The sequence below is a fragment of the Persicobacter diffluens genome, assembly GCF_036244895.1.
Taxonomy (GTDB): domain Bacteria; phylum Bacteroidota; class Bacteroidia; order Cytophagales; family Cyclobacteriaceae; genus Persicobacter; species Persicobacter diffluens.
Genome location: NZ_BQKE01000005.1, coordinates 315,950 through 338,711, shown reverse-complemented (window position 1 = coordinate 338,711; position 22,762 = coordinate 315,950). Strand labels below are relative to the sequence as shown.

14 protein-coding genes are annotated in these 22,762 nt (G+C 43.6%); 3 read left to right on the top strand and 11 right to left on the bottom strand.

The genetic code is table 11. The features are described from left to right. Positions 1-6: 6 nt before the first annotated feature. The 11 genes from AAA970_RS24465 to AAA970_RS24415 all read right to left on the bottom strand — a co-directional run bounded on the left by AAA970_RS24465 (position 7) and on the right by AAA970_RS24415 (position 19,898). Positions 7-1,071 carry a FecR family protein gene (locus tag AAA970_RS24465; RefSeq protein WP_338239531.1) on the bottom strand — a complete coding sequence of 355 codons (1,065 nt, stop codon included), beginning with the start codon at positions 1,069-1,071 and terminating at the stop codon, positions 7-9. An 83-nt stretch (positions 1,072-1,154) separates the two neighbouring features. After that, on the bottom strand, positions 1,155-3,509 hold the full coding sequence (locus AAA970_RS24460; RefSeq protein ID WP_338239530.1) for a hypothetical protein: 2,355 nt from the start codon (positions 3,507-3,509) through the stop codon (positions 1,155-1,157). A gap of 483 nt (positions 3,510-3,992) precedes the next feature. Beyond that, complete coding sequence (locus AAA970_RS24455) at positions 3,993-5,516, bottom strand: RagB/SusD family nutrient uptake outer membrane protein (protein WP_338239529.1); 1,524 nt, start codon at positions 5,514-5,516, stop codon at positions 3,993-3,995. A gap of 21 nt (positions 5,517-5,537) precedes the next feature. Continuing rightward, positions 5,538-8,588, bottom strand: a complete 3,051-nt coding sequence (locus tag AAA970_RS24450; protein WP_338239528.1) for a SusC/RagA family TonB-linked outer membrane protein — start codon at positions 8,586-8,588, stop codon at positions 5,538-5,540. Positions 8,589-9,609: 1,021 nt separating this feature from the next. Further along, positions 9,610-9,912, bottom strand: a complete 303-nt coding sequence (locus tag AAA970_RS24445; protein WP_338239527.1) for an early set domain-containing protein — start codon at positions 9,910-9,912, stop codon at positions 9,610-9,612. After that, positions 9,902-10,837 (bottom strand): ribokinase, encoded by a 936-nt coding sequence (rbsK, locus tag AAA970_RS24440; protein WP_338239526.1) that lies wholly within the window; start codon positions 10,835-10,837, stop codon positions 9,902-9,904. The genes AAA970_RS24445 and rbsK overlap by 11 nt, the downstream gene beginning before the upstream one ends. A gap of 45 nt (positions 10,838-10,882) precedes the next feature. Further along, positions 10,883-11,596 carry a deoxyribose-phosphate aldolase gene (gene deoC / locus AAA970_RS24435; RefSeq protein ID WP_338239525.1) on the bottom strand — a complete coding sequence of 238 codons (714 nt, stop codon included), beginning with the start codon at positions 11,594-11,596 and terminating at the stop codon, positions 10,883-10,885. 593 nt (positions 11,597-12,189) lie between these two features. Next, positions 12,190-15,804: a malectin domain-containing carbohydrate-binding protein gene (locus AAA970_RS24430; protein WP_338239524.1), complete on the bottom strand. Its 3,615-nt coding sequence runs from the start codon at positions 15,802-15,804 to the stop codon at positions 12,190-12,192. A 198-nt stretch (positions 15,805-16,002) separates the two neighbouring features. Continuing rightward, positions 16,003-16,911 (bottom strand): glycyl-radical enzyme activating protein, encoded by a 909-nt coding sequence (locus tag AAA970_RS24425; RefSeq protein ID WP_338239523.1) that lies wholly within the window; start codon positions 16,909-16,911, stop codon positions 16,003-16,005. A 4-nt stretch (positions 16,912-16,915) separates the two neighbouring features. Beyond that, positions 16,916-19,129 (bottom strand): pyruvate formate lyase family protein, encoded by a 2,214-nt coding sequence (locus AAA970_RS24420; RefSeq protein ID WP_338239522.1) that lies wholly within the window; start codon positions 19,127-19,129, stop codon positions 16,916-16,918. A gap of 13 nt (positions 19,130-19,142) precedes the next feature. Continuing rightward, complete coding sequence (locus AAA970_RS24415) at positions 19,143-19,898, bottom strand: phytanoyl-CoA dioxygenase family protein (RefSeq protein WP_338239521.1); 756 nt, start codon at positions 19,896-19,898, stop codon at positions 19,143-19,145. A 122-nt stretch (positions 19,899-20,020) separates the two neighbouring features. Between AAA970_RS24415 and AAA970_RS24410 the strand changes: the two genes are divergently transcribed. From AAA970_RS24410 to AAA970_RS24400, 3 genes are all read left to right on the top strand, one after another. Next, entirely contained in the window at positions 20,021-20,905 is an 885-nt protein-coding gene (locus AAA970_RS24410; protein WP_338239519.1) for an AraC family transcriptional regulator, read from the top strand. Between the two features lie 569 nt (positions 20,906-21,474). After that, positions 21,475-21,735, top strand: a complete 261-nt coding sequence (locus AAA970_RS24405) for an SDR family oxidoreductase (protein WP_338239518.1) — start codon at positions 21,475-21,477, stop codon at positions 21,733-21,735. Between the two features lies 1 nt (position 21,736). Next, a complete protein-coding gene (locus AAA970_RS24400) occupies positions 21,737-22,681 on the top strand; it encodes an NHL repeat-containing protein (protein ID WP_338239517.1) in 945 nt (314 codons plus the stop codon). Positions 22,682-22,762: the final 81 nt, after the last annotated feature.

The following is a 22,762-nucleotide window of genomic DNA, read 5'->3' as shown; positions in this document are numbered from 1 at the left end:
CACACATTAGCACCCCCCACCGACTAATGCAACGCTATTTTTATCGAGTTTAAACTCACAGCCCAAGGCTGCACTTAATAATGCTATTTTATGTTGTAATGACATGTCCAGCAATTTGGCGTTGAGTTTACAATTGCCAATTTGCTGTTGGTCATAACTGATTTCAACGCCATACATCTGTTCTAATACCGACACAATTTCCCGAACAGGCGTGTGCTCAAAATTCAGGGTTTGACTGATATGGTTCTGATAAGCATTCCGGCTAAATTTTGACTCCTCAGGATAGAAAACCAAGCCTTCCTCCGCCTGTAAAAGCTCTGCAGTGGCCACCCCATTTTTGATATCCTGATGCCCTATGGTGGACTCATAAACAGCCACCTTTCCAGTAACCACCCCCACCTCAGCACGGTAGGCTTCATCATTATCCTTAATCATAAAACTTGTACCGAGCACCTTGGTGGTCAAATGACTTGACTGCACCAAAAATGGTCGATCCACCGATTTGGCCACTTCAAAGAAAGCTTGTCCTTTCAGCGAAACTTCCCTGATGTCCGCAGCAAACTTCTTAGGGTAAGTCAACGACGCCCCAGAGCTCAAAATAACAGAACTTCCATCCTGCAACATGACGGTGCTTGCCTCTGCCTTGAGGTTTTTCACTGTTACCAGATCATGGTTTTGACGGCTAAAGTGGTATAAAATCCCACTGCAAAACGCCATTAACAAGAAAGCTGCAGCCACTTTCATCCATCTTCTTTGGGATGGATAGGCGACAGGTAATGCTTTCTGTTTCCCTTTGGCCTGCTCTATTTCCGTTTGCTGTTCCGCAATGATGGATGATTGTAAGCGGGACCATACCCGTGATTTCTCAGTTTCAAAGGGACCTTCCGGCATTGCCAGAAGATCATGAATGTTTTTTGCTCGCTCTATTTCCTGCCTTTTTTCAGGATGAAGCGCGACCCACTGCCCCCAGAAGCGAATATCCTCCGTTTCTCCGTCAGGGTTTTTGCCCCAATCCACAAAGCCATCTTCCTGCAGGAAGTCCGTTGCTTTGTATGCTTCAAATTTTTTCATCAATTAATCAATAAAATAAAAACCGGTTTTCATTGATATAAAGACCAAGCGATGGACTTTTAACTCAGTTGAGCAATCTTTTTTTATAATTTTATTTTTCTCAGTTTTACCTGCTGACTGAAGTAGGGATGAGGGTATTGGAGCAGGTGAATGGTGGGGGTAAAGTCCAAATGTTGGGCATCCATTCCAAGGACAAACACTTCAATGGTCTTAGCCTGATATTCCGCAGGCATTGGAAAAAAGAAGGTATAATTGGCATCCATCGGTTTAACACGATATTCCCATGGAACCACAGGATAGGAAGGAGCCCGATCCTTCGGGCCCACCCACCGTCCATCGACTCGCAATGCACAAACAGCACCCTCAACACCATGCTTCCCTTCGAGAGCCACACACAAATAGCTGTTTGGACTCAGCTTGCCGACGGTCAGTTCCTTCTTCCACACTTTTTGGGCATAGTGGTGTTCCTCCTTGTTCCAATGCCAATCAAAAACATAGGGCGCCTGAAGGTTGGAAGCACGCCAGCGGTCCATCGGTAATGCTTTTCCATTATAAAAAGCCTGAACCTCCGACAGCCTGATAAATGCATAAGGAAAAGTGAAGTAACGGACCGCTTCCTTGTGATCCAGTTTGACGACCATTCGCTTGCCTGCCAAAACAGAAAAGTCTTTCCATTCAGCAAAATCTAAGGTAGCCTTAACGGTAAAAGCTTCTCCCATTGGATAGGGCTGAAGGGCAAAGGCATCGGGAACGGTCAGTACCAAGGAGTCCAGTTTCATGGCCGAAGGTGCCTGAATACGCAAAGCATGCTGGTAAGGATTGTAGGGCAAATGACGAAGGGGCACACTGAAATGAGTGGCTAAATTGCCATCAAAAAGATAATGATCCCATGCCTCCCGCTCAACAAAAGCCTCCTGTTCAAAAAAAGCATTTCGAGCATTGGTCACCGCCTCAAATTTGGTTTCACCCGCCCGATAAAACGCATCTACCTCCAATGCACTATTGCCCACAGCATGTTGAGCGGCCTCATAAATGGAGTAGATTTCCTTAGGTGTTTCGATCACTGCAAATGGATCAACATCAATATTCACCCTCCCAGACTGTTGATAATTTCCTCCTTCATTGGACAAAACCTCCTTTTGATTGCCTTCAATCTCTACGTGCTCCCGAAAGGAGTTGGTTAATAATTTCACTGTTAAACTCGTACTGTCTGTGGTCGGCTCGCTTAGATAGGGCGTTTCTTTCACCAAAACATCTACCGATTCAGGCGTCCCGATTTCTACCAATGCCACACGAAAGGGAAGGACCTCTATTTCAATTTCATCCTTCAAATTAAAATCGCCCAACCATTGCTCCCACGGATGATGCAACTTTACCCGCCAATGTTTTGCTGTTCCCAAACCAAGCGACTTGTCCAGCTTCAGTCGTTGCTTTTTGGGTTGCCAACTTAGATTCCTTAAAATAATAAACCGTCGATGCTCATCCCCCCGGCTGACGATATCATCATCCTTTTTGCCTACCCATTGTCCATTTACCAAAAGGGCTTTATGCTGTCGATGTAAATTCCATAAACGAGCCAGTTGCCCAAACTCTTCATCTTTGAGCAACCAGGGATTTCCATAAATCTGTGGGGAAACGATCAAATTTCGACCAAAAGCGTGCAAGACAAAATCATCCTCCCAATAGTCCGTTCCCGAACCAAAGCAAACGCCATGATCCTCGGCCAGACGTTTCAATTCCGGATCATAGGCCCTGCTGATCGCTTTCACCCGATGATGTCCTCCGGTGGTTTGGTTCACCTGATGCACATCGATATAAGATTCCTCACCACCTAATAAATAAGTGGTGGCGTATTGCTGACCTTTTTCCCCAAGGTCGAGTCGGTGATTCAGCACCACCAAATCAGGATTCGAAGCATAACATTGTTCCATCATTCTGATGAAAAGGTTTCCATGCTCAGCGGCTAAGGGTCCACAAACGGCATCAAATTTAAAAAGGCCAAAATGCTTTTCCCTGACCAAACCCACCATCATTTGCAATCGCTGATCGGCAGTCGTTAGGCTGTTACCAAAACCATCCGGTCCAGCCCATAAGCCCAAGCGGGTATTTATAGATTGGGCTTTTTTAACCAAAGGATCAAAACCGTTCGGGAACTGCTTTTTAAATCGGGCTGATGTATCTGAACCATAAAATCGAAAACCGTCGATAGCGCCAGCATCCAAAGCATAGATATCCAACTGAACACCATACTTTTTATTCATCCATTCAAAAAATGAAAGATTCGCTAAAGTTTGCTCCGCCGAGGGACCTTCATTGGTATGATTGATCCAGCTGAAATATTCCGAAACACTGGGAGAGGAATTGGTGTAATTACGCTGTCCAAAGGTTATGCGGAACGAAAAAATAAGCAACAAGAGAAGGGTAAAAAATATTCGCATTTTATTTTATAAAAGGCGAAGAGGAGGGGTTTTAACTCAGTGTACTTATATTAACCCGAATCATTCAACGCTATATTTATCAACCGATCGCAAGTAATTTAATTTCAGTTTATTATAATTAATTTTCTTTGATTTATAATAGCCCAAATTTGGGCGTGCTTGCTTTCTCCTCATTCACCTGTTTCGTTGGAAAAAACCCGAAATAGGAAACTATTTCTTCCTTTTTTCCGCCTTACAGCTAAACGAGGATTTAGCATGAATTATCCGGGTTAAACTTGAATAATTCGGCATAGATAGCTCGCTTCAAATTGTTCAGGATCCAACTTTGCTCCATGGCAAGTTTTCATTTTGTAAACTTGATCTATGCTAAAAATGGCGGCTGCCTTGTTCTACACAAAAAAACCTCCATAAAGGAGGTCTTTATTGTAAATAAAAATTGGCTTTGTAAATGACACAGGCTACTAATTTACCCAGTCCCCAAAATTATGGCGTATAGTTGGGTGACTGCGTCATGAGTCCTCCGGATTTGTCAATCTCCTGCTGTGGTACCGGATAATAAGCCCTTCCTTCTATAAAGCGCTGTTCACCGGAAATATGATCCACCAGAGTTGTTAACATCCCCCAACGACGCAGGTCATTATAACGATGACCTTCAAAACAAAGCTCCTTTCGGCGCTCCTCTTTAATGACATCCAATAAACTTTTTCCCGAATCCACTAATTCCTGCGTACTTTTGTGCGGTAGTACCTCATCTCGCCATGGGTTGTAAAAAGCACGATCTCGTACCAGATCAATAAAACGCTTCGCTTCCGCCTCATTCTTTCCCACTTGCGTTTCGGCATACATTAAATAAATATCCGCAAGGCGCATCACTGGAAAACTTTCATTATTTCCAATGGCATTAACAGGCATAGAGCTATGCCCCTTAGCCACCACGGGGTCCACCCGATCGGAGAGAAAGTCGTCCGGACTTCCGCCCACAATTCTCGGATTACGATAATAAATGGTATCACCTAACTGTCGGATAAATGCGGTTAATCGGAAATCATCCTCCTCAAAAGTATCAATAAACTCCTGAGTAGGACGCAAATTCTGGTAGCCGCCAATGTCTCCCATCGCTTCTAACCATATATTGCGCTGCGTACCCTCAGAAGATTCTACCCCATCATCAAACCAGAAGTTTCCCCCACCCACATCACGATCATACAATACTTCAAAAAGATTCTCCTTGCTGAAGCGGTTGTTCACATTCCAAATGTCTTCGGCATTTGGCGTCAGCTCAAAATCACCATTGTCTATTATATCTCTAAAAAGTGATGCCGCCTGGTCCATCTTTTCCTGAAACAGGAAAATTTTACCCAATAGCCCTTTCGCCAACCAAATAGTGGCTCTTCCCCGCTCATAATCTTCACTTCCATCATAGGAAACAGGCAAAGCCTTTTGATCAATCAGATCCTGTAAATCTGCTATTAAGAATTGATATACCGTCTCAATATCAACCTGCTCAATGGCATAGGCATCCATATTTTCAGGAGTACGCAAAGGAATAAAATCCCATTGTTGTACTAATTGAAAGTAATATAAGGCCCTTAGTACCCTGGCCTCCGCTTTTACCCTTGCCACTAAATCGGGATTTTGAACCGTTGCGGGCACCTCCCGAATCACAGTATTAGCCCTACGAATCCCTTTATAATGCGAAGACCACAAGCCCCTCAATTCTCCACTGGAAAGGGAAAAATCGAAACGATAATTTCCTGCCAGATCGGCATCTGTTTCAATAGTAAAGGCATCATTGGTTAACAGTCCTCTTTGCTTCCAATAATAATTGGCATAAATCCGGACATCCTGCAAATTAGAATAAGAGGTGGACAACATACGAAGTAAATCCCGATCGGTCTGAAAATAGCTGTCCTGAGAAATTAAAGTCTTATTGGGTACATCCAGAAAACTATCACAGGCTCCCATACTGATCATTACTGCTGCGAAAAATATTTTTAACTTTTTCATCTTAAAAATCTGATCATCATACTAAAAATTCATTTGTAAACCCGCCAGGTACACCCTCGGTGTAGGCGTGGCATTATTTCGGAACTCAATGGAGGCGCCGGAGGAAGATCCCGTATCCCAAACGTCCGGATTATAGCCATCGTATGCCGTTAAAATGTAAGCATTATTCACCCCTACATAAACCCGTAGACGATTGATGACATTAGATTGAATCAATGACATTAAGTTATAGCCGATTTGGATATTTTGAATATTGAGGTAGGCTCCGTTTTGCAAATGACGATCGGAAAAATTTTGCGAAGCACTGCTGGCATTAATCACCGGGAATTCGGCATTTCTGTTTTCCTCTGTCCAGGTATTGCCATCTAATACCGCCAAACGATTAAACTTTAGGGTAGTATTGGTTAACTCGAAGTAATTTTGATTAAATACTTTATATCCGGCTTTCCCTTCCAGAAGCAAAGAAACATCAAAACCCTTGTATTGAGCACTAAAATTCATACCATAAAAATATTTCGGTAATGAATTCCCCAAATTAACGCGGTCAGCATCTGTGATATCGCCACTATTATCAGTATCCACAAAGCGAACATCCCCGGCTTTGGCCAATGGCTCCAAATCATCATCGGTCTGATCTTCATTATAAAAACCATCCGTTTCATAGCCATAAAAATACCACATAGGTTGATTCACCTCCAGCCGTTGATTGCCCTCCATAATCGGGGTATCAACCCCTGCCACCTTCACTAACTCGGTCGCTTTATTGACAATATAAGTGAAATTACCCCCGATTGAATAGGTGAAATCCCCTTCGAAGTTATCATAATAAGTACTCAGCTCGACCCCCTGATTCCGGATCGAACCAATATTTTTTAAACCTACTCCCATAAAATCTTTGTCCCGGTCAATGCCCGTACCCAGATCATTCATCTGCTGAACATTCAGAATCATATCACGGGAAGTCTTTTGAAAAAACTCGGTGGTAAAACGGAGTTTGTTCCGGAAAAGTCCCAGATCCACCGCCAGGTTGATTTGTTCCGAGGTCTCCCAACGCAGGTCTGTGGCCGGTAATGAGGCGATTACATGCCCTCCGGTATTGGGGTTGGCGGCACCTCCCTCCCAGGGATAATTGATATTGGGATACATAGCGGCCACATAACGATCCGAAAGGGCAAGGTCGCGACCTACCTCTCCATAGCCGGCTCTAACTTTGAGCAAATCTACTCCACTGACCTGCTCCATAAAACTTTCCTCACTGATCGTCCATCCCGCAGATATCGATGGAAAAAATCCAAGCCGGTTACTTTTAGTAAACTGAGAGGTGGCATCTGCCCTGATGGAGCCATTTAGGGTATATTTACCATCATAGGTATAAATAAAACGACCAAAACCCGAAAGCATTCTTTTAGTGAATTTATCCCCACCATAGGTTTGCTTCACCCCTCCGACAATACTTTCCAGCCCATCACGGTTCCCATCGGCGGTGTGAAAGGTAAAAGCAGAGTTCTCATTCTGCAATACGCCCCCGGCAGTTACGGTGAGTTCGTGTTTATCCGCAAAAGTATTTTGATAGGTCAAATAATTATCCCAGAAAATCCCACTGTACCAGGAAAAATTCTCATTGTACCGAGATAAAATGGTAGCGAAAAGCGCCGTTCCCTGGTCCATAGCAGGATTCTTGGTCTCCTGAAAAAAAGCACTGAAGCTACTGTTGACATTAGACTTAAAACTTAAACCCGGCAACAATTCCACTTCAGCCCAAAGGCTTAAATTGGTCCCAAAATTTTGAGCCTCCCGCAATTTCATTTCATTAATATATACCGGATTCGCCGTATTGACACTTCCGCTAATTTCTTCCGTAGGGATGCCATATCCATGGGAATTAATGTTCAGAGGATCACGCACCGGAATCTGTGGCGCAGTATGAATCGCAGCGCCGGGATTGGATTGTTCCGGTCGCTTTTTCGTCTGGCTAACATTAAACATCAGGGTCTCCCCCATCTTGAATCGCCCTTTTTTCATATTTGATTTCACCGCCACATTATAGCGTTTGTAACCCGTTTCCAGCATCATCCCCTGTTGATCCGTATAGCCTAACGAAACCCGATAATTGCCCATCTCACCCCCACCTGCAGCAGAAAAATTATATCTTTGAACTGCCGCCGGGTTAAACATTTCTTTGGACCAGTCCGTGCTTTGGCTAATATCATCATCTCGCACCCAACGGTTTTGGCGGATAGCGCCATTGGCCACAAAGAGATCATTTGCATACGCTTTATAGGCGTTGATATCCATCATTTCATATAGGTTCATAGGCGTCTGCACCCCAAACTCCCCATTGAAATTAAATTTTGTTTCCCCTTTTTTACCACTTTTCGTCTGAATAATCACAACCCCATTAGCACCCCGATTTCCATAAATAGCGGCTGAGGCCGCATCTTTGAGCACTGTCAAGGATTCGATATCATTCGGATCAACTGAAATCATAGTAGTAGAAAGCACCCCATCGATCACATATAAAGGGTCCGACTGCCCCGAGACCGTTCCTACGCCTCGAATACGGACCTTTGTACCCCCACCAGGCTCGGTGGAGTTGGATACCTGTACGCCGGCCATCCGCCCCTGCATAGCCTGAGCGGCATTTGCCGTGGGAATTTTGGTCAGCGTCTCTGGTTTTACCATCCCAATGGAGCCGGTAATATCCTTCTCTTGTTGCTCTCCATAACCGATCACCACTACCGACTTCAATTCTTGAATATCCGGTAACATCGTTACCTGAATTTGGGTTTGATTACCCACTTTTATTTCCTGAGTAGTGTAACCAATGAAAGAAAAGACCAAAACATCTTCAGGGGATGCCTCCAAAGAAAATTCTCCTAGCACATCTGTAACTGTTCCGATAGTGGGCTGGTTTTTTATAATAATGTTAACGCCAGGTATGTGGAAGCCATCTTCCATGCTAACCGTCCCTTTTACCTGCTTTTGCGCCCAGCTAAGTTGAGGGAAATGCATAACCATCAAAAGGAGCAATATCCACCTGAGGTGCTTTTTAGAAAAAATCATGTATTTCATTATAACCTACTTAAGGATTAAAAAATAGGTATGCCGTTCAAATTCCCCAATGGTAATCAGAGTGCTTTTATGGCATACAATTAATTATTAACCGCGTTAATAATTAATTAGATTCTAATTAAATGGATGGTACTCACAAATTCAAGCTCTGGATAGCAAATGATTATTTATACACTTTTTTAAAATAATACTGCATCAAAAGATCAATAATTAGAGCAATGTTTAAGTAATAAATCCACAGGTCATGACCTGCAACGGACAAAGCCTAAGCCCTATTTACAGGTAAACATAAATCGGTAAGCCCACGTTTTGCTTAACCTGGGTGGAAACATTCCATAAAAGGGAGAGGGGCGATGCCTCTCAAAAGCATCCGGCCATTATTGCCCTTAGCCCAAATTATTCTTATTCACCCCTAAATAAATTGAGTTGACTTAAGTCCCTTATTTTCACCTCAATGACATTGTGATTATTGAGGTGTTAATAGCCTAAATTTGGATGAGCTTGCCTTCTCCTCCTTCATCTGCTTCCTTTGGAAAAACGCTAAAGTAAAAGATTATATCTTCATTTTTCCCGCCTTGCAGCTCAATGAGAATTTAAACATGAATGATCCGGCTTAAGCATCATTAAATCACATAAAAGCTGTAACGGGCCATTCTGATGCATTCTATTGCCATGCATCCTCCTGAAAAACAAAAAAGCCACTGTATAAGGAAATACAGTGGCCCCAACCTTACTACTAAACTACAGAAAGTTATTCTTGTTGAGGGGCATTAAAACCTGCAATTTTTTGTTTTCAGTGAAATTGAAAGTCTTATGATTAATTTTCACATTATCAAAGGTTAAATTAATAACATAATTATACTCCAATGCATGTTGTGGCTCCTCGATTTCACCGATACTAATATCCTTTAATACTATATTTTCCAGAATGGCATCCGCCCAGCCAAAAATCCGTACTCCCCGATGTGCTTGCGCTACCGATACGTTTTCAATTAGAAGGTAGTATCATTTTCGTTGGTGGTTACACTCGGTGCTCCACATGGTAATGCCCTTCGGCAACGCCTTTAAAAGTGGCGATCCAGCACTGCGCACCCCATACATTTCCCCATTTGACCCAGTTTTGTTCATAAGCGGTATCCGACTGCTCGCCGACTAAATGACAGCTTCCCTGTTCCAATTCATAGGTCTCTGGCAAACGTAAAATCACATTGTCCGGGCGGTCAGGATGATAACCAATCTGAGAAAATAGCAATCCAAACACCTCATCTTCTGAAGTTGCTGATGCTGATAATTTATTGATATACTGATATAGGCTACTGTTCAAAACTATGCAGGTTATGTGAAAAATCTTCAATCTCTTGTTGTGTCGGGATAGAACTTTGCGCACCCAATCGCTGAACGGTAATCCCCGCGGCTGCATTGGCAAAGACAATCGCCTCCGGAATGGACGTACCATCAACAATCGCCTTGGCGAAACATCCGCAGAAGGTATCTCCTGCCGCAGTGGTGTCCTCAACCTTTACTTTATTGGCCGGCACAAAACCCGACTCCTCGTCATTGGCATAAGCAACGCCGTCGCCCCCCATGGTGATGATCGCACATTTGACCCCCAACTTCAACAGGGCCGTCATGGCTTGCTGAGCATTTGCCGGCGAGATCTCAGCAATTTCGGTGATAAAGGCCGCTTCCACTTCATTGACAATCAGATAGTCAATACCCTGAAAAATCTTTTTGTCCTTCGGGATCGCCGGCGCATAATTCCAGACAATTGGCGTCTTGTGTGCCACCGCTTCCGAGATGATCAACTCGTTGGTTTGCTCAGAGATTTCATTTTGCAAAACCACCACGGAGGCATCATGAATCAGTGCCTCATTTTTTGAAACAGCAGTGGGGGCCAACTTTTGGTTTGAGCCCGAGTCCACTGCCAAATAATTATGCCCTTCTTCACCAACCATCACAAAGGCGCATCCGCTGTTGACTCCATCAATATACTCCACATGATCGCAATTGATCTGATCGTTCTCAAAATTGCCGATCATCTCCGCAGTATAATTATCCTGCTTCCCCACTGCAGTAATGAAAGTAACCTCTCCACCCGAACGGGCGGCAGCAACTGCCTGATTTGCTCCCTTGCCCCCAAAATATTGGTGGAAATTCGCATTCGTAACGGTCTCACCGACTTGAGGCAATCGTGGCATTTTCATCACCAAATCCACGTTGGATGAACCAATAACCAATATATTCTTCATAGTTAAAAATGATGTGTGGCTGATAAAAAATAGGTGTCTTCAGGCTTAGTCAGCTAACTGAGCCATCGCTTCTTCTAACATATCGATTGTTGCTGTCGCTCCTGCGCGGTGGCAACCAATTTCTTTAACTTCCAAAAGTCTTTTCAGGCTACGGATACCGCCTGAAGCTTTGATTTTTACGTTCGGTCCAACGCTTGCTTTCATCAATTTAAGCACCTCATCAGTAGCACCTTCATAGCTGAAACGGCCATCATCACCTTTAACAAAACCAAAACCAGTAGAAGTCTTCACGTAATCCGCTTCTACCTCTGTACAGATCTGACACAACTTAACGATTGACTCCTCTTCCGTGATATAATCGGTCTCGAAAATAACTTTCAAAGTTGCTCCACGCTCGTGACAAGCATCCGCCAAAGCCTTGATCTCTTCTTTCAAATAAGCCCAGTCTTTTTGCATCGCCTTGCCGATGTTGATGACCATATCGATCTCCTGTGCACCATCCTTGATCGCTTGTACCGTTTCGTAAACTTTTACATCGATGGATGAAATTCCGCCAGGGAAACCTACCACACAACCTACTTTAACGGCTGTTCCTGCCAATAATTTTTTGGCTTGGTCCACTGCGAAAGGCTTCACACAAACGGAAGCGACATTGTATTTGGCCGCTACCTGGCAGCCGATTTCCAAATCTTTGTCCGTTAATTGTGGGTGAAGGATCGTATGATCGATCATGGATGCTAATTCTTGCACATTGCTCATAGTTGTAATTTTATTTTTGACCAATAAGCTAAATCTTAAGTCAGTTTTGGATTAAAAATATTCTAATTGGGAGGACGACTCAATAATGACCACCGCCATTCTTCCGCCATTTCTTATATTTTGTTTCGGAGGAATTCCCTTTCAACAAATTGATCTTAATGTTAATGTTTTCGCTTCCGTATTCTTACTTGTTATAGAGGATGAGTGATGGTATGAATTTTTGATAGAAGCATTATTGATATGATTTACTTCCATACCGTTCCACACTCGCCATGACACGAAAGGATTTTGATCTTGTAAAAGTTACTCGATTTTGGCTAGGTGCATGTTTAAAAACCAAAACTTGCAGCGAAAATTTTATTCTCGGGTAAATAATTCGGATTTAGAAAGTAAAAACAAAAGCCACTATACTTAATTGTTCGGTGGCTTTTTCTATCAGTCCCCTTGCTCCCTCCTAAATCCAACAGTCCAATATGAGGCTATAATGAAGATGTATGCTGGGAAATCGTGTTAGCGTTTGTATAAAAACAAGAATAGTCCCCTAAAGAAATGGTATTTCCTCTGGGGACTTCAACATCGACTAATCTATTTCTTTAGTCCATCAGGTTTTCACTTATCGATCTATGGTTTTTGGAATATAATTTATTAAATGTATTGACTAGTATTTGCTTAGCAAATGCCTTACTAATTCGCTCATCTTCCCGCTTGGCAATATTGCCCAGACCGTAGAAATTATGGACGATCACTGTTCCATCTCCAACCTTTACGGAAAAGGATGCGGCACCAATATTTCGGTTGTGATCTCTGGCATAGCCGGCATCAACGGCAATATTTTTTCCACTGATGATCATCCCGTTGGCATCTACGGCCCCAATTTGGTAATCCCCTGCAAAGGCGGTGTTCTGTGGAAGATGCTTAAACAAATCTGATGTTTTAGTGAAAATCCATGATCCCATCCAAGCCTGCAAAGCATTACCGACCTGACCGTCGAAATTTAGTGCCTGCTCATCTTCCAAAATCTGCCCGTAGGTTACTACTGCCCCGGCATTCAGTGGCATCATCAGCATTTGCGTTCCTGCTTTTATTTTGGCAAAAAGCGCAGGAATATCAATGTGATGCTCAATACCTTCCGCACTGAAATCCAAAGAAGGAACAAAGGCGGTCTGCTCCACATACTGCTGCCATTTCAATCCTTTCACATCAGTGTATGCCTCACCTCCAAGGTTAAACGCCTGCGTTTTTCCGTTGGCATCCACCACTTTGAAAGCACACATCTTCGCCATATTGCAACTGATGCGTGGGATATTAATCACCAACTTACCATCAATGATATTTGCCTTGTATTCGCGGTCGATCGCCTGAGCAAATCCACCTTCAGTGAAAAGGTCAAAGTCATGCTCTACCACCTTGCCATTCAATGCCACATCGAACATTCTTGTTTTTGGCGCATTACAATATACCTCTGCATATTTCAGCGTAACATCAGCCTGTCCGTTAGCCAAGACCTCAACCGTGAAAGTCATATCAAGGGTATCGCCATAGACTTCTGTCTGATACAAATAGTCATCTCCCGTTCCTTCGATTGGCGTTGGAACTTTCACTCCTCTTGCTTCTCCCCCAATCAGAATTTCATCACTCAAAATCAATAGGTCATACTGATTTTTTGGCTGATAATATTCCGCATCCATTCCGAATTGATCGTGGATATATGCCTTCAGACTTGGGTTATTTCCCACAATTCCTACCCGGTAGTGCTTCGGGTTGAAGTTAATTTTTGAGTCAAGGATCGTCAGCTTTTCATTCGCAACAGCAGTTGTTGGCAAGCCACTGACCTCCAATGACAACTCATATTTTCCTTCCGCCAAGGTAGCAGGCAATGCCACTTGCTTGGCGATAGGATAAACAAATTTATTTTTTTTGAAGGCCGGTACAGAAAAATCCTTGCTCCAAACCACCTTGTTGGATTTGCGCAAAACAAGCTTCGCCGGCTTGGCATGTGCCTGATGTGATTCATTGACCAAATACAAATCAGCCAAGAACTGCTCACCGGCCTGCACTGCCTGATGATTCAAGCGGATCGTTGAGCGCAATGCCTGTACCCTGTTGGCTACCAAAGCCGGGTCCGACTTATGTCGGCGTTGATTGTCCACCAAGCCAGAATGGTTTTCGATCGCTGTACTTTCCCAGCCATTCATGATAAACCCATCGTTCTCATCAGACAGTTTTGCCGTCTCGATGACCTTACCCCAGAACTCATAACTCTTGCGACCAATGGCTTTGAACAACTCTCCGGCATCGGCATAAGAACCTTCAAATCCCCACTTTTTAATGAAGTCACCATAGGCTTTGTTCATCTCCTGCTGATCAATCAAATCATAACTTTTCCCGCCATGCTCATTGATGTATTCAATCATCATCTTGGCGTTGTCTGGCGTAGCTGCGCCCAACATTTCACCCCAAACAACAATCTGATCTTTGATTTCTGTTCGGTGCGTAAATTCTTTATCCGACTTATAAAGCTCGTCTTTCCAAACACCAGGGCCTCCAACCGTATGCTCATCAATCCAACCTCCAAAGCCATCTCCCTTGTCATAAATCGGTGCTTCGATATAAGGCAAGAAGGTCACCTGTCCTTCAGGGTTCACCCCCGATTTCAGGGTAATCACCCGGCTTGGATCCTCCTGTTGCATTCTTCTGAGCACATGCCAGATGCGTGGGTTGGCCAAGTCAAAAGTTACCTCATTCTGCAAATTATAAGCCACCAAAGACGGGTGACTTCTTGCATCACGAATCATCTGAATGATTTTTGCCTCCATGTACTTTTGAGCAAAGGTTTCCGCTTCTCCATCTTTACCCCAAACATCGATGGCATGTGATGCCGGAATCACGCCTTCCCAGTCCAGTTTATAGTCATTTTGTAAAGCGGTACGCCCACCACCGGGCTCCATCATGCGAAGCAATCCCAACGAATCCTGTAAATCAAAAACTTCTTTGCGACCAATGTTTCGGTGAAAATGAAGACAGTTCATCCCCAAATTTTTCGCCGCCATTACTTCCTTTTTTGCTAACTCATGCGAAGGAAACAGTCCGTTCAATCCCCAGAAGCCCCAAGAGATCGCACTCAATAAACGAATACGCTGATGGTTCAGGCTTAAATAAGCATCTTTACCGATCCCTTCGGCATTGAACCAACGGAAACCAAAAGTTTGTGTGCGGTAGGCCAGCTTGGATTTTTTAGCCTTGAATTGCGCCTTTACCTGATACAAGTTTGGATGCTCAAGGGTCCACATTTTCGCCCCTTCCAATTGACAAGCTTCTTTGACAGTGGTCGTCTGATGTGCGTCAATGGTTATTTTATCACTCTTGAATGTTTTTACCGCCGTACCTGTTTGATCATATAGAGTATATTCTATTTCACCTTTGACTGGCTTATCCGTCGCATTATGTAAAACAACATAAACACCTACCTTATCCAAATCGGAAGTATTCAGCACGTAAAGGTCCTGCATTTGGATATTTTTGTCCTGCACTTCAATGCTCAATCCTCGATCGATACCTCCGAATCCATGCGAACGGTGGAAGGCATATTTGCCCCACTGCAAGAAAATTGGATCGATCCAGTCCATCTGCCCACCCGGGTTGGTAATTCTAATGTCCAAGTCATTATTTTGTCCGGCGATAAACGCTTTACTCAAATCACACTGAAAAGAAGTTTCACTGATGATATTATATCCCACCAATTGCTGATTCAAATATACTTCAGCACGCAAACGGGCGCCACGAATATTCAGTATCAGTTTTTTGCCTTTGGCACTTTTGGGGATAAACACTGATTTGGACCACCAGGAAACGCCCAAATAACGACCGTCTTTTACCTGCTTGTCTTCTGTCTCAAAACCATAGGCATCCTCATAGGCTTTCAGTCCAATGGTTCCCCAGAAATGTTGCTCCACAGTCGTTGGAAGGCTCACTTCCATCCCTTCTTTTTGTTTACGCAGTTCTGCCCAACCACAGGTCGGTGCATTAACGGGCAACTCCTCAATATTGAAAGTGTTAGGTAAATACAAGTCATCATTTTTCCATTCTGCGGACTTGTCCGGCCACAATCGCCATTGACTGTCTTCGATCACGATTTGCTCCTGGGCAAAGGTGATGGAGATTTGAAAACAGCATAATGTCAGTAAAAAAAATATCTTTTTTGCGCTCATATTCATAAAAAATAATTGAACTCAAAAATGGTCATTCGCTCCTCCCCAATGGCTGAAATTTGATTTAAAAAAGATAAAAAGCGTTCAGTGATCCCCAGAAATCCCGTGCATAAAAAAAAAGAGGAAGTAAAAAAGGTATCCTATTCCCCTCGATTAGAGGATGAAATACCTTTAAAAAGGTAGGAATGGTTGTTTGATCTATTTACCGATCGTAAATTCCTTCTGACAGTATTGTTTCAGCAATTGGGCATAACGGCTTTTATCCTCTTGGCTAGGAACCTGATATTGCAACTGTCCGGGCACCGCTTCTATTAGTTGTTCGGCTTTATGGATACCCATGGTATGATAAGGTAAAATATCAACCGTCTGAACCGCCGGAAGGGAGTTGGCCAATTCAGAAAGGGCCTTTATGTCCTCCTCTGAATCATTGAATTCCGGAATCGTCGGACATCGCAATACGATCGGGCAAGCCTGCTGACCGAGCCACTGAAGGTTCTCCAAAATGGTATGATTGACAACACCGGTAGCCTCCTTATGCTTTTGCGCATCTAAAGATTTTATATCAAAATGAATCAGGGAGATATAGGGAAGAATCTTCTTGAAATTTCCCAGAGAAGACTGTCCACTTGTATCCAGACAGACCGCAATACCCAATGCATGCAGGCGTTTGCAGACTTCAAGCAAAAAGGGGAACTGACTCATTGGCTCCCCCCCCGAAAAAGTAATGCCTCCATCGGAGTTTTTATAATAATCAATATCCTTCAGCAATACCTCCATCACCTCCTCTATCGATTGATGATTGCCCCAAATCTTAATCACATCCTTGGGGCAAGCCTCAACACAATGACCATCAAGTTGGCAACTCGACTGATCAAATTCGTGCTTCCCTTTAACCATAGGGTGCGCTTCTCGCTCACAGGCTGAGGCGCAAGCCCCACAGCTGACGCACTGGTCAAAATCAATACTGATGCCTTGGCCCATCTTCTGAGATTCAGGATTATGACACCATTTGCACGACAAGGGGCAGCCTTTCAAGAACACGGTGGTTCGGATGCCCGGCCCATTGGTCAATGAGAAACGCTGAATATCAAAAACGACAGCCTCCATTTGATCAATATAAAGTACGGTGAAGGATTTCCTGCTGAACGTCGGGGGCCAGATCAATGAACCTTGAACTGAATCCCCCCACGCGCACAATCAGGTTCGGATAATCCTGCGGACGCTCAATAGCTCCCTGCAGATCTTCCTTTCCTAAAACAGAAATCATTGCCTGAGATCCGCCATTTTCGAAATAGGTGTTCAGCAGTGCTTTGGTTACCAAACGACGCTCATTGAACATCTCTTTGGAGAACTTCATATTTTGTACCGCTCCTGCGTGAATATCGATCGCCGGCTTGATTAACGAATTCAACACGGCAGTAATCCCATTTTTATCCTGCCCGCTTTGCGGATTGTTGGCATTGGCCATATGGGCCCCATCCTTACGCCCATCAGGAGTAGCCCCCGTATGGCGACCGAGAATAGTGTTGGCGTGGTTGTTAATATTGACCACCAAATAGGAATCCAGGCCTACTTTTGGTCCTTGCTCCCTCACAAAATTACAGACATGGTTATGGACGTTGATCAGCATCTGATCCGCTACGTCCATATCATTTCCATACTTGGGAACATTCAAAAAGGCTTTCTGTGCTGAAGGGTTCTGCTCATAGTTCGACGCCATCAACTCCATCACCTGCCGACCGGTAAATTTTTTCTGCTCAAACACTAGTTGCCTGATCGCCAAAAGGCTGTCGGCGGCATTGGTATTTCCATAGGTTTCAATGGTTCCACCCAAATGACGTAAACCACCCGCAAAAATCGGCTTGGCACGACCAATACAATCATCGAATAAGGCGGAATACATCAAAAAGCCCGCTTCCTGCCCTACCACCTCATATTCTATTTTCTGCTGCTTCGCCAATGCGGTAACATAGCGCTCCACAACTGCTTTATAATTTTGCTCAAACTCTTCGAATGTTGCTACTTCTGCCAGCGTTTTGCATTCTACGCCCATGATCTTTTTCAGATGCAAATCATATCCACCATACAGACAGACTTCCACCGCCTTGGCCAGGTTAATCACGCCATTCGGTGTACCGATACTGCGGTGATCCAGCACATATTCCCCGCATCCATAAGGCAAATAATTTTCTGCATCTTCCATCGAAACCCCAAAAGCCTTTGATACGGCAGGGATGTTCACCCGGTCATTGTAGAGCATGGGAAAGGAACAGCCCTCGCCAATAGCCTCCAATGCGTCATCGTACAAAGTCGGATCCTGTCCTTCATCAAAGCGCAAAGTCAACTGAGGTAAAACGCCCGCCACATTCCTGGAGGCCTGAATCGCCAGTTTGGCAAAACGATCGGCATTCTCAGGATTTCGGCGACCACGTCCGCCAATAATTACACGCCCATCGAAAATGGTATTGCGGAAAATAATCAGACGCCAAAGACTTTCCATATAGCTGACTGCCTCCTGCTCCGAAATAATGCCATTGTCCAGATCAGCCACCAATAAATCGCCCAGATAGACGTCCATGCGGGAATAGTTGAACGCTCCAGACATCATGCTCCAAAGCTGCACCAACTGAATCCCTTCGTAGAAGGATTGAGGTTTTTGCCGGGCCACACTTCGAAGTGCCTTGCTCATTATATCCCCTGCCCGGTGGTTGAGGGTATCGATATGATCGGCATACTTTTCCGCGGTTTCCGATACGATATTCAACATCGAAAGCATTGCTTTCAGAAAAGCCACCTTTTCTGCATCATCAGCGTATTCGTTCATCCGACCCAGCACCTCATCTTTCAGGCCAGGCAAACCTTTGCGAATGAGTGCGTCGTAATGCTGATGTGCCCCTGCCATGCGATACAAAGGAAAACCAATACCCGACTCGTGAAACCAATTATCTGAAGGCAATACCTCGGCAACATCCGCGGGATAAGCCTGACGGGTATTATAAGTAGTGGTTTTGTCCTTCCAATAACTTTTCAGCTTGGCGATGCGCTTCAGGTCCTCAAAATCAAGGGTATACTCCTGCTCAAACGCCTCCCACATTTCCTCCATACAGTGATAACCCAAGCCACCTTCCTGTGGGAAAAATCCTATTGGCAACAACTTCACTCGTCCCCACACCAAATCATCCTGCTCGGGATCCAGAAAAATCGCCGGGAACTGAAGCTTCAAATATTCTATTTCTAACTGGTATCTATCGGTATTGAACAAAGCCTGATGACATTCGGTCATTGCTTCCATCAGGCTTAATTTTTCCTTTGCACTCTTCATCATCTCTCTAAAAAAATTATTTGTATATCAGTGGATTATTTCCTTTGTTTTCACCTCTGCAATGCCACATTTTATGCCCCTCCGCTTTTGGGTGATCATGGTTATAGGCTAAATCCAGACTAAAATAACGCATGGTATAACCGCATCTTCGAAAATCTGAGGTGTTGGCATTGGCACCATGAATTATGCGACTGTCATGGAAGGAACATTCGTTTTGTCCTAATTCAAACCAGACGACTTTCTCAAGCTCCTGTTTAGATAGCGGAATTTCTTCTTCGAACACATTCGTGGTATTGTCCACTTTTTCATATTCCGAGAAACCATGGGCATGTGTTCCCGGAATTACCCCCATACAGCCATTTCCCTGAAAGGAACGATCCAATGCGAGCCATACGGTCACAATCCCATCGAACTGATCGAATCGGCCTTCCCAGTAAGCAGAATCCTCATGCCATGGCGTACGGCGGCCCGTTTTAGGTTCTTTACAAATAAAATGGCTTGACCACAGCCCGATATTTGGACCGATCAATTGTTCCACTTTATCAAGAACAGTATCTGAAAGCAAAAAATCCAACAGGCGCGGGTCGTGGAAATGCGGGGTATCCAACTCATCGGGACGCTTATTGCCACGATCTGCCAAATGCTCTTCCATAATTCCATGCAGGCGGTTGAATTCTTCTGCAGAAAATAATGGTCGGTTATGCAAAACGTAACCATGATCGTGGTAATTCTTTACTTCTGTTGCTGAAAAGTTAGTCAGTATTTGTTCCATGCGGTTTATTGGTTTGGGTTGATTTATTTGATGCTTCAAAATTGAGCAGAAAAGCGGTTCAGATCTTCTACAAAATCGCTACATTTATAATACTATATTGAATTTTTCTTTTGGATCTAACTATGATTTTTGATAAGGTACCTTTGGCTGAACACCAGCCCTATATGATCCGGAATTTCGAAATTCCCTATGTGGATTATCCCCTTCATCAGCATGATGCTTACGAACTAACATTTACCCAAAACAGCTATGGAACCCGCCTAATAGGTAATTCTATCGACCCTTTTCATGAAAATGACCTGGCTTTGATTGGTCCGAATCTTCCGCATCAGTGGCAAAATGATGAGGCCTATATCAATAGTAAACATGAAAAAATATTATTGACGGTGGTCCATTTTACAGCCAATAGCCTAGAACCAATATTGGAACAACCCGCTGGACAAAAAATCAAAAAGCTATTAGTGGATAGCCAAAAAGGAATCGAGTTTGAAGCCCACATCGTTGACCAAATCCCTGTTTTATTGCGAAAAATGAAATCGGTCGATACCATGGAGGGCTACCTTGCTTTCCTGCAATTGCTCCACCTACTGGCGGATGAGCAGCACTATCGCCAGCTCTGCACCGCTGCTTTTATAAGTGGTAATGAACGCAATGATCATCGCGTAAAAACTGCTTATCGCTACATCCACGAAAACTTCAAGACTGAGATTCACCTGAATGATGTGGCCGACCACCTTTGTATGTCTGCTTCCGCTTTTGCTCACTTTTTCAAAAAAAATACAGGCTTCACTTTCTCCTCTTTTATTAATGAGTCCCGCATCGCCGTAGCCTGCGAAATGTTGCAATACGGTGAACAATCCATCAGCAGTATTTGCTACGAAATAGGCTTTCAAAATCTGAGCTATTTTAACCGGGTTTTTAAAAACATAAAGGGCATGAGCCCACAGGAGTTTCGTCAGACTTTCCGAAAAAAATATGCTCCAAAAGCGATTCGGCAAAACGACTGAAACCTTTTACAATTGACCGGAGGGCTGACTGAAAGCAAAAAAGCAGATTTGTCCCCCAAAAAGACCTAATATTAACCTTCATTCCGGGGGTGAATTTGAACATTGATCAAAAAGCAATTTGAATGGTTTGAATGGTTCAACTGTACGATATGAAAAATAAAACCGCTGTCACCTCTGGCGGTGTGGGTGTTTTGGGTTTGTCCGGATTATTCATACTTCAATCCTCCTTTAGCTGCGAGGCAGGAAAAATGAAGGAATTTTTCTTATTTCGAGTTTTTTCCAAAAAAGCAGATGAATGAGGAGAAAGCAAGGCTGCCCAAATTTGGGCTGTATAAAAATCAGTAGTGATTAAAATAATGAATTGATAATAAATTAGTTAAGTCGACTTACTGAATCTGACGGTCAATAATTCGGGTTAGAAATTACCGGTTATTTACTAAAGGAAGTTTAAAAGTTTTTAGAGCATATTTACAAGCGCAGCATCCGGCTGCAAATTGGAATTTTAAGGATAACCTGCTTACCGATACCATCCACAAGCCAGAAGCTTTTGGTAAGGCCAGCGGATTTGCGTGCAACAGCCTGAAGGAGAAATTTTTAAAACCAAAAATGCAATTCAGGAGCAGGCCGGTCAGTTTGGTATTTTGATTAATGAAGACGGCCGCCTGACTGAACAATGGAAGTTGGTCATACAAAAAACATCTAAGAAGCACTTTGGTAAGCCTGAAGAACATTGCGGTGCCATTCAATTTCCTTGCACTGAGGCTTCCTCATTTATCACAGGAACCATCAATCCTATCGATAGCGATTTTTCATCATTTTCAGAAAAATAAAATGAAGCAATCTAACATGATCACCTCCGGAGATTTTTCCTATGCTATTGAAAAAGACTGGGCGGAAAAGCACCATCCGGATTTGAATGTCCATCATTGTCATGAAATGGTTATTAACCGAGCAGGACAAATCATTTTGGTGAATACCGAGCCCAAAAATAACATTGTCATCTTTGAAGCTGACGGAAGGATTATTCGCACTTTCACTTTCGGAATGAAAACCGCCCACGGGCTTACGATTTCCCAAGAAAACGAACAGGAGTTCATTTATGTTACCGATGCGGAACAAGGGCACCGGGTCATTAAATCTGACCTTTCAGGAAATATTATTCAAGAGTTTATTGCGCCGATCGGTTGGGGGACTTACCGTTCATTGGAACAATGGAAGCCCACCGAAACGACGGTTGCCCCTAATGGTGATTTGTATGTAGCCGATGGTTATGGCGAAGGATATATTACCCATTATAATGCTGCGGGGGATATCCTTAATGTTTTTGGTGGCAAAGAGGTTTTTGATTCCCCACATGGAATAGCGATTGATTATCGCTTTGAGGAGCCCCGATTGCTTGTAACCTCACGTGGAGAACAGTCATTCTATATTTGCCATCTATCAGGAGAAATCAAACAAAAGGTACATCTACCGGACTGCTGGATTTGCCGCCCTGTCATCAAAGGAGAGCTGTTATATTTTGCAGTGATTGTCACAAAAGACTGGTTTGTTTATGACGGCGGAATACTGATCCTGAACAAGAAAAATCAGGTCATCAGTGCACCGGGTATGAATATGGAAAAAAGCCGTTTGGATAAAGCGCAATTTTATATCGAAAGTGATTATACAACTTTCTTGAATCCTCACGATGTGGCCGTTGATGATGATGGCAATATCTATGTCCCGCAGTGGTTGTCCGGCAAAACTTTCCCCTACAAACTACATCGAATTAAGTAATAGGATAAAAACCTGTTGATCAGGGAGGCAACAAACCTAAACCAGTGCTTTTTTGGGTTGGATTTAAGCCGGATTATTCCG